Here is a 13140-nt window from a genome sequence, read left to right on the forward strand (position 1 = left end):
TGTGGTGCTTCTGGTCATCCAGTCCCGCCCTTTGCTTAATCCTGTGAAGGACAGGATAACGCTGTCGGTCGGGTTTATTTTACCCTGGATAGTAGAACTGTTTAAGATCACTAAACCCGATCGGAGCGGGATGCCAATTCCTTCTAATTGGCAGAATCGGGAGCGGGGCTGTTTTAACCTAAAAGCTTCTGCAATTGCTTTCCAAAAAAAAATCTTATCAATTGGTCTTCATTCTAACTGGGGCTGAATATATTTTTTCTATTTCTATTGGTTGGTGTCTCACCGACCAATAAGATAACTATTATTCTACTATTATTTTGTGTATGCTGATTGGGTTTCGGTCGGTGAGACACCGACCGATAGGTGAAAGCGTTGTCAACTTCCTAGCGACTTGGCTATTAAAAGTTGGCAACTCATTTTCCTATACAAACTGGTTAAGCAGCAGCACTCCAACAAGCCCTAAAACAGAAACCAAACTTTCCATCATGGTCCAGGTGCTAAAAGTTTCTTTCAGGCTAAGGTTAAAGTATTCTTTAAACATCCAAAAACCTGTATCGTTTACGTGCGAAAACATTAAACTTCCGGCGCCGACTGATAATACCATTAACTCTGCGGGTGCTCCGGCCCCAATTAAAGGGAGTACCATACCCGAAGCGGTTAGTGCGGCCACCGTTGCCGATCCCAGGGTTACCCTAAGTGATGCGGTAATTAACCAGGCGAGTAATAATGGCGATAAATTTAGACCGCCAGTAAGCTGTTTCACCGTTTCGCCCATACCACTATCAATCAAAATCTGTTTAAAGGCACCACCAGCTGCAATAATAAGGATAATCATGGCGATGCTTTTAACCCCTTCGGCACACGATTCCATCGCTTTTGTAATGGAAGTTTTTTGAAGTGCCAGCGCAATAATAACCGAAATTAATAAGGCAGCAGTAGGATCGGCTAAAAATATAAACAGCGGTTTACCAATGTAATCTATTTTAAAACTGCTTCCTATCGTTCCAGCGATGATTAAGAATACGGGCAACAATGCGGTAATAAAACTTCTTGAAGCAGAAGGAAGGTTCTCTTCTTCGTTGATACTGAAGTGCTGAACCGTTACCGATTGATCACGTTTGAGAATCAATCGTGGGAAATAGATTCCGGCAATAACCGCAATAGGTATGCTTAAAGTTAAGCCGTAAATTAATGTTTTACCAATATCGGCATGGAAAATACCAGCGAGTGCAACAGGACCGGGGTGAGGGGGTAAAAAACCATGTGTTACCGAAAGGGCTGTGGCCATCGGGATGCCGATGTATAATTTTGATAATCCTGTTGTGGCAGAAATGGCAAAAACCAAAGGGATTAAAACCACAAAACCAGCATTGTAAAATAAAGGAATCCCCACCAATAAACCAGTTAACAGCACAGCCCATTGGATGTTCTTTTTACCAAAAGCGCCAATCAATATGAAAACGATCTTTTTTGCCGATCCGCTATCCTCAATCAATTTGCCCATCATCGCGCCAAGCGCCAAAACCATTACCATACTGCCCAGCGTGCTGCCTATCCCATTGCTGATGGAAGTCATCACTTTAGTAGCGGGCATGCCTAATAAAAGACCTGTAATAATTGCCACAGCAATCAGGGCAATCATTGGGTTAATCTTTTTCAAGATCAGCACGAAAAGCAACAGGATACCGAAAAGTAGGATCAATAATGACATTTGGTTAGGGGTTAGGGTAATTTACTTTTTAACGGTAATGGTCCTTCCGGTAACGAGATTAAATTCGTAAACCCGGTACAGGCCGTCATCACTAATCTCTATATTTTCTACCAGGCCTGTTTTGCTGAAGGTATCGGTTACCATATCGCCAATTTTCACCTCCTGAAGAACGTCGCTTGGGGTATCGTTGTTTAATCTGATCATGATGTAAAAGTATTATAATTTGCCAAAAGCTGTATAAACAGTTTTCAGTTGGCGGTTAATAGTTTTCAGTTATGTGCAAATTGCCAATTGAACGCTGAAACTGTCAGCTGGACTCGCTTAACTTTCAGTCCTTAAAATCTTCAGCGGTGGTTGGTTCAAAATACTTCTCGTACTTAACACACCGGTAATTACCACAAGCGCTACAATTGAACCAAACAACAATAAGGTTGGTACAAATGGAGGCACAAAGGCCGCATCGAAAGTGAATTTAGCCAATGCCCAGCTTCCGCTTATGGCTAAAATTAATCCGGCACCAGCTGCAAAGGCGCCTAAAAAGAAATATTCAATCGCATTTATTGCTAAAATCTGCTTTCTACTGGCACCCATAGTCCGCAATAGAATACTTTCTTTTATCCGCTGGTTTTTACTGGTTAATACCGAAGATATTAAAACAATCCATCCGGTTACCATACTAAAGCCAGCCATAAACTGAATCACAAAACCGATTTTGCTTAACAGCTCATCTAAGAGTTTTAATACCAAATCTAAATCGATGACCGATACATTTGGAAATTTTTGCACCACTTCTCCCTGGAAACGAGCTGAAACTTCGCCCGATGGTATCCTGGTCATCAGTACATGAAATTGTGGTGCTTCTTCTAATACCCCTGCCGGAAAAACTACCCTGAAATTGGTCTGCATCCTGCTCCAGTTTACTTCCCTCAAACTTCCAACAACCGTGGGGATCATCATACCCTGAACATTAAAAAGGATTTTATCATTCAGCTCAACATGAATCTGCTGGGCATAACGCTGGTCTAGTGAAATATAAACCGTTTCGTTGGGTTTTATTTTTCCGATCCATTTACCTGACGTAATTTTCTCTGCCGCGGTTAAGGTATCCTGATAAGTAGCCCTGATCTCATTGCGATAGGCCCTTCTGTTACTGGTATCTGCACTGGCTTTCTTTCCGTTAATTTCTTCAATGCGCATGGTAACTACAGGCACCTGGTTCATTAATGGCAATTTGAAAGCTTTAGTTAAACTGTCCAATCCTTCTTTTTGTGTATTCTGGATATCGAACATCACCATATTGGGCTGATTGGCGCCTGATGAAAGTGTAACGCGACTCATTAATATCCCCTGAACAAAAAACAGGGTGCAGATAAATGCAGTTGATAAGCCTATAGAAACGGTAAGCATTAAGGTTTGGTTATTCGGTCGGTAAAGGTTGGCAAATCCCTGTCGCCATAAATAACTGGATGAATTGGGTAAGAGTTTTCTTACCAGGAACATCAACAGTTTAGACAGTATGATCAACAGCACAAAAGCGATGGCAATACTTGCGGTAAAAGCCAGCGTTTGAATCCATGTTTTCATCTGCAAGTGCGTAAAAGCTGTAATAAAGACTGCCATAAGCAGATACACCAGCCAGGTTAGCGGATCTCTTTTTCCTGCTGCTTTTTCGAAAGATATCCGGATGGCATTTAATGGCGAAATCCTTCTAACAGATAGAAGTGATGGAAGGGCAAAGAGGACCGAGATGATCAAACCCAATAAAATACCCTGGCCAACGGCGGGCCACGAAACCTGCATGGTAATCTCAATTGGTAGAAAATCTTTCAATACCAATGGAAGTAAAAATTGTATACCTGTGCCTAAAGCTGCCCCTAAAACAGCAGCGATTAAGCCAATAAAAAAGACCTGGATAAGGTAGATTAAAAAGGCATGACGGGATTTTAATCCTAAACACCTTAGCGTGGCAATCGCACTTAATTTCTCCTGGATGTACACATGGATAGCGCTACCAACACCAACACAACCTAATAGCAAAGCAATAAAGCCAGATAAAGCCAGAAAACGATTTACATCTTTAAACGATCTTCCGGTCTGCTCTTTTCTCGATTCAACTGTATCGGCATCAAAACCTTCTTTTTCTAATTTGCTGTCCTGCTTTTTTACCCATTCATCTATTTTGGATGGATTGTTATACCTGAAATAAAATTTGTTATTAATCCGGCTTCCGGTTTTAATCAGATTGGTTTTATCGAGGGTTTGTAGTGGAATATAAACCGTAGGGGCAATACTTGCACCAATACCCGTTTGGCCTGGAGCTTTTGTTAAAGTGCCCAATATGTTAAAATTGAGATCGCCTATTTTTACCGAATCACCAACTTTTGCATTAAACTGCAGCATCAGGGTTTGATCTACCAAGGCATTTCTTCCCGATTGAAAGTGTTTTGCTGCGGTTAGCGGAATGGTTTCTATCGTACCGTAATATGGATAATTTCCCTCTAATGCTTTCATTTGTACCAAACGGCTGCCTCCACCTTTCTGGAAATAGATCATCGAAGCAAAGGTTTTCTCCTGCGATCGTTCATCGCCAAGTGTATCGAGCATTTTTTGCATCGCTTTGCTTACACCTTTCCGGCTATCTAAAACCAGATCGGCTCCTGTAAGCTCTTTTGCCTGTGAATCAATATCCTTTTGCAGGTTATCTTTAAACGAGTAAACTGCAACAAGAGCCGCTATACCCAAAACAATAGCCGAAATAAAGAGCAATAAACGTGCACGGTTTTTCCTGCTATCGCGCCAGGCCATTTTAAACAGCCATGAAAACTTAATAGATTGTTTTGGGAGGCTTTTAGGCATAAGTAGGGTTTTCGTCTGAAATGATTACGCCGCCTTTAATTTTAATGCTCCTAGCTGTTCTGGCAGCCAATTCAAGATCGTGTGTTACGATAATCAATGTGGTTCCGGCATCTTTGTTTAAATCAAAAAGCAATTTGATCACTTTTTCGCTGGTTTCTGCATCAAGGTTTCCGGTAGGTTCATCTGCAAAAAGAATTGCCGGTTGATTCGAAAATGCCCTTGCCAGCGAAACGCGCTGCTGTTCGCCACCTGATAGTTGTACGGGATAGTGATGCGAACGGTCGGCAAGCCCAACTTTATCCAGCAGCTCTAATGCATGGGCACGGATGTTTTTTGCTCCCCTTAATTCTAAAGGTACCATTACATTTTCGAGTGCCGTTAAAGTGGGCAACAGTTGAAAGTTCTGAAAAATGAAACCCACATATTGATTTCTGATTGCTGCCCTTTCATCTTCATTCAATTTCTCTAAGGCAATACCATTCAGTTCAACCGTTCCGCTGCTGGCCCTGTCCAATCCGGCACATAAACCAAGTAAGGTTGTTTTTCCGCTTCCCGAAGGACCTGTTATGGCCACAGTTGAGCCAGCTCCTATCGAAAAATTAATGTTATCCAAAACGGTGAGTTCCCGTCCGGCACTTTGGTAAATTTTGCTTACATTTCGGATGTTCAATATGCTTTCCAATAGCTGAATTTTTAGGGTTTGCGTATAGATTGTGGCCAAACATAACCAGGCACTGCCTGTTAAGATAATGGTTTAAACAATAAATTAGATATAGATTAATTAGATATGTTACGAAAACGATTAATGGGGCTATTTGTTTTGAGCCTTGTACTGCTAAGCTGCGGAAACCGCGAAAATAAAAGCAATAGCGATAAAACTTTAGATTCGACTGACCAAAAAACGGCTACCGTACCTACTGAGCAAAAGAATATCCTCTTTTTTGGTACTAGTTTAACCGCAGGTTACGGGCTCGATCCAACGGAAGCTTACCCAGCATTGATCCAAAATCGGATCGATTCTTTACAAATGCCTTACAAAGTAATTAATGGTGGTTTAAGCGGCGAAACTTCTGCTGGCGGAAAAGGGCGGATTGATTGGCTGCTTAAACAGCGCGTGGATATTTTTGTACTTGAACTTGGTGCTAATGATGGATTGCGTGGGTTGCCTGTATCGCAAACGGTTAAAAACCTTCAGGCGATTATTGATCGGGTAAAGGCTAAATACCCTGATGCTAAAATGGTATTGGCTGGCATGCAGGTTCCGCCCAATATGGGCGCAAAATATGCTGCCGATTTTAAAAATATGTTTCCTGATCTGGCAAAGAAAAACCGAATGGCCCTGATCCCTTTTTTATTGGATAAGGTTGGTGGTGTTCCCAGGTTGAACCAAGCCGATGGTATACACCCAACTGCCGAAGGAGATAAGATCCTGGCTGAAAACGTTTGGGTTGTGCTGAAGGATTTGTTGTAAGGCGTAATATCTGTCTGACAATAAAACCCTGAGATGAACTACCATTGAAGTATTCTAAAAGAAAAGTCGTCATTGCTGACGATTTCCCTCCTCGATGCAAAGAGGACTATTTTAGGGACGATCTTCCAGTGTGCCTAAAAATGCAATAATCTGTTTGATCTCCAGTTTGCTTAAGTTCAGCTTATCAGCAGATAAAGTCTGGTTTTCAATATTGATCCCCATGCCAGCGCCACCTCCTTGGTTATAAAAATCCATCACTTGTTCTAAGGTTTTATAAACACCATTGTGCATGTATGGACCTGTTTTAGTGATATTTCTTACGGTTGAAGTTTTAAATGCATGTTTATACTGTGGGTAAGCATAAAGGGCATATCGGCCTAGATCGGGATCTATTTTTGGTTTTAAGGTATCTGTAGTAGCAGGTACACCTAAAACTTCTGCTTCACTTTTAATAAAGAGAGGTGCCTGGGTACCATTAAATAAGGGCGCAAAATGACAGCTTCCACACTTGGCTTTTCCCATAAAAAGATTAAAACCTTCTTTTTCTTCTTGATTTAACTGTTTTTTATCTCCCTGCATGTAGCGGTCAAATCGGGAGTTAAAAGGAGATAACGAACGGATATAAGATGCCAATGCATGCTGGATTTTCCATGGATCAGCTTTCGTGGTTTTATCCTGATAAGCTTTTTGAAATAAGGTTAGGTAATTTTTTGATGAATTGATTCTCGTTGCAGCCTGTGTTAATGAACCGTTCATTTCCTGTTTATGATGAACCACATCAAGCGCCTGATCTTCCAGGGTTCCGGCTTTTAAATCATAAAAGAATCCGCGCTGCAAACCAGCATAAGTTAAAGTTGGTGTATTCCTGAGTAGCGATTGTCCTTTTGAAATTCCTGCTGCTTTGCTTAAGCCATCGGTAAAGGCGAGTGATTGCTGATGGCAGCTGGCGCAGCTGCGGTTATTTCCATTAGAAAGTACCGCATCATTGAACAAGATTTTTCCAAGTGCAATTTTATCATCGTTGATAAATAAAGTACTGTTGCCTACAAATTTGTTTACGTTAAAAGCGTTTACTTGGAACATACTTGTTGCATCGTCACGAAGTGCGCTGCCGCTGGTGGCAGTTGGTATTTTTTTTTCTAAACGAAGTAAATTGATGTGCTTGCTGATCGGATCAAGATATTCAGTTATAAAAGTCAAACGATCGAAATGATCAAAATCGGCATTTTTATCCAGGTAGCTTATCGCTGAAGGTACTAGTTTATCTGACGCATTGTTTTCATACTTTGCCAGTACGTTTGCTATTCCCTGTAATGCCGAAGCCGTTTCGGGTATTGATTGTAAGGCGTTTGGGGTATCAAAACCAGTAATGCCTAAACTGGTAATCCTGAAAATTTCTAAACGGATAGCGTCAAATAATTGTGCATCGGTAATCTGGTACTGTTCATTAAAACGGCTAACACGTTGCAGGTTGAGCCGCATTTTTTTTATCTCATTTCCTAATTCTTTTCGGTTTTCTGTCGTTGGGTCTTCATAGATAATTTCTTCCATTACCTGAAAGCCTGTTGGATTTTCAATGAGATTTTCGCCCAGTTCAATTTCATCAATTGGTGCACCATTAAGCAGTACAGAAGTTGAAGGGAAAAAATATTCGATATAATACTCCAGCTGTTTGTATTTTATTCTCGCCTGTAGAAAAGATTGTTTAATTGCTTTTTCATCCCTGTTTTGAACGGCCATCGATAATTTTTGGTCAATAATGTTCTGAAATTCAACAAGCTGTCGGTCAAAATCGGCTTTTACCAGTTCTGCATTTGATCTGTTTTCCGTTTTACAGAAAATGGATAACAGAGTAGTAAGGGTAATCAGTACAATGAAAAAGACAATTTTTTTAAGGCTAGGCATGCTTGGGTAGGAGTTGAAATAAAACAGAAAAATCCCTTCCAGCGTTTGCCGAAAGGGATAAAGAAATAAAATAGGTTATTTAGAAACGCCGCGAACGATTACGACTTGTCCACCTTCGTTATTATTTACCAATCTTGTTGTACCACCATCAGCATTTTTGTATTTATCGCTTGTCCAGGTGTGTGGGTGTAAATTAACTATGAATGTATCAGGGATACCAGTCAGTGCAGAGATATCGTACATCGCGCCATATTCCCAGCTACTTAATTGTACACTGTTTGATGGGTTGTATTTAGCGTTAAAAGTGGCATCTGTTCTGCGGTGGTTCATTTGTAACATCGGTTTTAACGATTTTGAAGCCATTGCAAATTGCCAGATGGTTCCATCATGGTCGTTGTTTTTGTAGAACGAATCTCCATCTTCCTGGATGTACACATAGTTTTCGGTTACACAAAGGTTATCTGGATTTACAATACTTTTTCCAGGGTTGTCATTTCCGTCAACGGCAACTTCTAATTTACCTTTTAATGGATTGCTTGCATCCAATACCAGTTTATATACACGGCCCCACATGGTTTTTCCACTTACTGGCGTAAGTTTATCGCCCTGGCTAACACCAGTTGCAGTAAAATATACTTCCCGTCCGTTTGCTGCACTGCCTTTTCTGTAATCGATATCTTCTACGCGGGCTAGCATTAAAGCTTTTTTATCAATTGTTTGTTGCTGTAACTGTGCACCTGTACTGCTTTTTACATTGTCAAGCTCCACAAATTCCACATCATAGCTTTGTCCTTTTTCCATGTTGGTTTCAATCGGATCGTTATTGCTGCGTTTCATCACATATAACTTGCCGTTTTCCAGGTCACCTTGAGTGTTAGATACGTACATGGCCAATTGTCCATCGGTTTCATCCTCACCAATCATGATAACGGTTTTGCCAGCATATGATGCTTTAGGGAGTGGCACTGCATTTTCAGCGCTCCATCTGCCTAATGCACTAACAGTTCTCTGTTTGTTCTTTTTATCTGCCGCCGCAAGGGGATCGATGGCGTGGATCATTGATTCTGCACCACTTTCTCCGGCAGTTAAGAAAACTGGTTTAGAAAAGCCATGTTCTTCTGGTGTTGCCATTGTAGCAGAACATAAACGGGTCATGCCGCCATCAGAATCTACAATATATTCTCCTTTTACAGGTTTGAAATTTTTATCTAAGTATACTCTTGATACTGATTGAAGAATCTCATGGTTATTAATCATAATAAAACCTTCGCCAGCTGGATTTTTGATAATTCCTGCTCCGTCAGGTTGTGCACCAAATATAAAATTTGGTGATTCTGCCAGTACATCGTCTGAGCTGATTAGTGTGGTAATATTCAGGCTTTCGAAACCAGGCATGGTTTTTACCAATGAAGGGTTTACCGAGTAATCTTTAAGTGTAATGGGACTGGTCTCTGGGTTTTCTGCCTCATTATTCTTTTTACAGGCACTGATCACAACTGCCGAAGTAACGAATGCGGCAACAGCAAGGGCTAATGCCTTTTGCTTTAATAATGTTTTGTTCATAATTTTTGTTTTCCGTTTGAGGCAAAATTACATGGGCTATGTTTCCGGAAATTAAAGTATATGTTAAGCTAAGCTGCGTCTGCTATTTAGAATTGTTCTTTAGATCAACAAATTAGGTAGGACTCGATAAAAATTTCAGTTCCTATTTAACTTCAGGTATATTTCAGTTAAATAATCATCCTGCAATGAAAACGCATCTTGTAAAAATCTTTGTTTCCTTTCTAATGGCCTTTGCCTTCGGTTGTGGAGGTAGCACTTCAAATAAAAAAAGTAGTATAGTTACTGAAACCCCTGGCAAAAACATGCTTAGCGTAAAAAGTATGCATGATGATCTGTCCGTTTTGTGGTCAGTGATTAAGGAACTGCACCCGATTTTAAAGTGGATTACAGTCCAGAAGATGTGGTACGCAATAACGATCTGGATTTAAAAAAAGCACTGAGTCTGATTAAATAGAATCGAGATTTAGTTATGCTGAACTTGTTTTATTAGTTGTTTTCTATTGTTTTTTAAGGTCAAATAGCTACTGCGTGGTCAGCATCTTTATAATAGCTACATCTGATCTTGATTTGGAAATCGTGAAAACGTAACGATCAATTATCCGGGATAGAAAAGAAATAAGATCGTTCTATCTATATTTTTCACTCCTGTCTAAAATTTTTAAGCGTTCCATCATTGTTAAACTGAAGATCGTAACGTTCGCGACTGCCGTTAATGCTTGATGGAAACCAGCGCATACCATTGTCCCAAATAGAAATGTAGGCCGTGGTGGTAGGCTTTGCACCTTCAATCTCAGCTGCCTTTTCGTTATAGATTTGTATCACTTTTTGTGCAGCTGCGAAATTTATTTTACTCAATGGAAATGTTCTGCGTTCGATGTTTCGGGCCAGTACTGGCTTTGGCTCAGACCAGGCACCATTTTTGTACTGGTAGGCATCTACATATTTAGGGTTTTCGGGATGCTGTAATGACAGGTTAATGGAGCCATCTTCATAAAAATGGATAGACTCATAAACTACAATTTCTTTGTTGCGGTACTGTGGCAGTCTTCTTAGTTTTTCCTCTGCGCTTTCCAGCTCAGCAGCACTTAGTATTCCTTTTCTGGCTTTTATTGCTGGTTTTTCTGCATCAATATCTTTTATGCCGGCTTGCGGTAGCTTCATATCTTTTAAGAATTGGTTTACCCTTTTTTGGATTTCTTTACTATTTGCCGGACCCTGCTTCTGCTTTAATAATTCGATGTCGTGAAACATCTCTTTTGCTTTTGACTCCATTTCGGGTGTATTAACTGTATCGCCATTTATAACTATAGTTTTTTCCTGCTGTTGCTGTAAGGTTGTCGTAGTAGATGTTTTTGTATCGCCTTTATACCCTCCATTTTCTCGAAGGCCTTTTTCCTGATCATATTTTTTAACTAAAGAATCGTTTGGATGAAAGGTTTCATCTACACTTTTGGTAATCTGTTTACAACCAAGGCAAAGGAAGAAGCACATCATCACCAGACAGAAAATATTGTTTAAGTTCTTCATCAGAATTCTCCTTTAAGTTCGTTCAGGTCTTTTTCAAAAGCAATTTTTTGCGGATCTTCTTTGAGGTAAAAAATAGAATAGTATTCCTGCCTAACGCTGTCCAGATCAAGTAGATCTACTACCTTTTTAATGTTTGCCCGGTGCTTGTGATTAAAATCATCGGTAAATTCGAGTTCAAAATTGATCATTGGCTGCTCGTTGATATAAGTTCCGCTTTGGCTGACTTTGAGCACCCGGGCAGTAGTATGCGTACCTTTAAATTTGATCAGGTACAATTGACTGGGTTTGCTGGTAAACTTATGAGCGATAAAAGTGCCGAAAACACGGTAAACAAGCAGCATAAAGGCGCAAGTTAATAAAGGATGGCTAATACCCATAAAACGCCAGCCCATGCCTCTGCTTTCTAAATGATAAGAATAAACATAATACCCAACAACAATGGAGGTAAAGATTAGCCAGGCCAGGTTGGTAAGAAATATGATCATTTTTTTTATGCTTACTTCTGTAGTGGCAAAAATAAAATAAGGAACTTTGTTTACCTCTTTATCTAACAGAATGCCAACTGTTTTACCTGTTTCGTAACGGCGTTCATAAGGTTTTGCATCATTTACAGTGGTTTTATGCATAATTGTACTTCCCCTCAGGTTTTTAAACCGTAAGATAAGTTCGTAGGTATCGTAAGCCGCGCCTCTTTTATATATTTTTGATGACTCCAGTATTTTAGCCTCCCGGGGTTCGCCGGTAATTTTAAGTTTTTCTATATTACGTTTAATCGAAAAGGTGCGGATCACCCATTTCTGGTAATAACCGATTAATAATATGGCCCAAAGGAGTACGGATATAGCAAGCATGGAGAGCGGATACCAGGGATTCTCGCCCATCAGGTTGGATACGCTGTCGTCTTTAGTGTTGTAATAGATCAACATGGGGAACGGAATAGCGAAAAACAACATGTAAATGATCCAGAATATCGAAAATCCTCTCATGTTTTTTAGGTTAGGTCGTGAATCTTTTTATCTTTTATTTAATTGTATGTTTGAGATTTCTAATTTATTGTACGCTGAGATGTATCATTCTTTCAATTTCCTTTAACACTTCTGTTTCAAATACTTCTTGTCTGATCTGGCTTTTGCGATTGGTACCAAATGGTTGACTAATGGCGAAGCTTTTACCATATTTATTCTGTTTGTGCGATAAAGCGTAATGCAACAGGCCATCTTCTTGTACATGAAGGATATGTACATCTTCGAAAGCCATAATTTTGCGGGTAAATAAACCAGGGATTTTTTTGTATACCTGCCTAGTGTATTGATCGAAAATATAGGTAGCGTTAAAATGAAAGATAAAATCGTAAACCGCCGTAAGTGCCGATACAAAACCTATGGCCATTATGCCCCAATACGTATTATAGTTGAGATCGAACATGGGCGTAACTACAAATATTCCTGCTGCCAGGAGTGCAAAAAATAAAATCTTGCCTTTGTAATCACGCTCGGGCTGAAAGCTGAGTCTGCCGTTTTCTATTTTTAAATGATATGCTGCCATGTTTTATAATTTCTCCTGTTTTTTAGTATTTAGGGTTGGCCTACAGCCAGGTGAAGGGAGCAGGCCTGTTAAATGCCATAGCTGTATATTTTTAAGTTTGTGGCAAGCCCATTATCGTACTTATTTCTTCGCTAAGTTTTTGAAGGGGTTTTGATGTAAATAAAGTTTGTGCCAGTAAAATATGTCTGGTTTTATCGCCCTTTCTCATTACCATAATGGCTTGGATACTCACGGTAATAAAATAACTTTTTTGTTTCGAGATGAGAAAATGGTCAAAATCATCAAAGCTATAGCTTACAGGAGCACTAAAGAAAAAACGTTTACGCTGTATTTCACGGCTTTGGTTATCAAAAGCAATAATACCTGTGGTACGCAAGATACCCAGTACACCTACAAAGGCAAAGAAAGCAACGTATAAAAATGTTGCCTTGCTGGTGCTATACATCAATATGGCTATGATGGCAGCAATACAGCCCAAAGTAATGGTGTAAAATAGGCCTTTTTGCACCTTTAATTTATAGGTATTACCTTCTTGTTCGAAATATTTAAATGTTTGCATGTT

At 39.9% G+C, this 13140-nt stretch carries 12 protein-coding genes; 2 read left to right on the forward strand and 10 right to left on the reverse strand.

What is annotated here, in order from left to right; translation table 11 throughout:
* Nucleotides 1–421: 421 nt before the first annotated feature.
* The 4 genes from FHT21_RS01440 to FHT21_RS01455 all read right to left on the reverse strand — a co-directional run bounded on the left by FHT21_RS01440 (nucleotide 422) and on the right by FHT21_RS01455 (nucleotide 5249).
* Entirely contained in the window at nucleotides 422–1711 is a 1290-nt protein-coding gene (locus tag FHT21_RS01440; RefSeq protein WP_167293027.1) for a gluconate:H+ symporter, read from the reverse strand.
* 21 nt (nucleotides 1712–1732) lie between these two features.
* Entirely contained in the window at nucleotides 1733–1915 is a 183-nt protein-coding gene (locus FHT21_RS01445; RefSeq protein WP_167293028.1) for a hypothetical protein, read from the reverse strand.
* A gap of 117 nt (nucleotides 1916–2032) precedes the next feature.
* Nucleotides 2033–4567: an FtsX-like permease family protein gene (locus tag FHT21_RS01450; RefSeq protein WP_167293029.1), complete on the reverse strand. Its 2535-nt coding sequence runs from the start codon at nucleotides 4565–4567 to the stop codon at nucleotides 2033–2035.
* Nucleotides 4560–5249 carry an ABC transporter ATP-binding protein gene (locus FHT21_RS01455; protein ID WP_167293030.1) on the reverse strand — a complete coding sequence of 230 codons (690 nt, stop codon included), beginning with the start codon at nucleotides 5247–5249 and terminating at the stop codon, nucleotides 4560–4562. Before FHT21_RS01455 ends, FHT21_RS01450 begins: the two co-directional genes overlap by 8 nt.
* Nucleotides 5250–5354: 105 nt before the next feature.
* Here FHT21_RS01455 and FHT21_RS01460 point away from each other — a divergent pair, with 105 nt between their 5' ends.
* On the forward strand, nucleotides 5355–6038 hold the full coding sequence (locus FHT21_RS01460; protein WP_167293031.1) for an arylesterase: 684 nt from the start codon (nucleotides 5355–5357) through the stop codon (nucleotides 6036–6038).
* 111 nt (nucleotides 6039–6149) lie between these two features.
* Here FHT21_RS01460 and FHT21_RS01465 read toward each other — a convergent pair whose 3' ends face one another.
* Both FHT21_RS01465 and FHT21_RS01470 read right to left on the reverse strand, forming a co-directional pair.
* Nucleotides 6150–7943: a cytochrome c peroxidase gene (locus FHT21_RS01465; RefSeq protein ID WP_167293032.1), complete on the reverse strand. Its 1794-nt coding sequence runs from the start codon at nucleotides 7941–7943 to the stop codon at nucleotides 6150–6152.
* A gap of 75 nt (nucleotides 7944–8018) precedes the next feature.
* A complete protein-coding gene (locus tag FHT21_RS01470) occupies nucleotides 8019–9506 on the reverse strand; it encodes a hypothetical protein (RefSeq protein WP_208398850.1) in 1488 nt (495 codons plus the stop codon).
* A 185-nt stretch (nucleotides 9507–9691) separates the two neighbouring features.
* Here FHT21_RS01470 and FHT21_RS01475 point away from each other — a divergent pair, with 185 nt between their 5' ends.
* Entirely contained in the window at nucleotides 9692–9934 is a 243-nt protein-coding gene (locus FHT21_RS01475; RefSeq protein ID WP_167293033.1) for a hypothetical protein, read from the forward strand.
* Nucleotides 9935–10145: 211 nt separating this feature from the next.
* On the opposite strand, the gene FHT21_RS01480 is transcribed toward FHT21_RS01475, so the two are convergent.
* From FHT21_RS01480 to FHT21_RS01495, 4 genes are all read right to left on the reverse strand, one after another.
* On the reverse strand, nucleotides 10146–11033 hold the full coding sequence (locus FHT21_RS01480; RefSeq protein ID WP_167293034.1) for a hypothetical protein: 888 nt from the start codon (nucleotides 11031–11033) through the stop codon (nucleotides 10146–10148).
* A complete protein-coding gene (locus tag FHT21_RS01485; protein ID WP_167293035.1) occupies nucleotides 11033–12019 on the reverse strand; it encodes a hypothetical protein in 987 nt (328 codons plus the stop codon). The genes FHT21_RS01480 and FHT21_RS01485 overlap by 1 nt, the downstream gene beginning before the upstream one ends.
* A 64-nt stretch (nucleotides 12020–12083) precedes the next feature.
* Entirely contained in the window at nucleotides 12084–12578 is a 495-nt protein-coding gene (locus FHT21_RS01490; RefSeq protein ID WP_167293036.1) for a hypothetical protein, read from the reverse strand.
* Between the two features lie 91 nt (nucleotides 12579–12669).
* On the reverse strand, nucleotides 12670–13137 hold the full coding sequence (locus FHT21_RS01495; protein WP_167293037.1) for a hypothetical protein: 468 nt from the start codon (nucleotides 13135–13137) through the stop codon (nucleotides 12670–12672).
* Between the last annotated feature and the right edge of the window lie 3 nt (nucleotides 13138–13140).

This window comes from Pedobacter sp. SG908 (genome assembly GCF_011759615.1).
In the GTDB taxonomy this organism is placed as follows: domain Bacteria; phylum Bacteroidota; class Bacteroidia; order Sphingobacteriales; family Sphingobacteriaceae; genus Pedobacter; species Pedobacter riviphilus.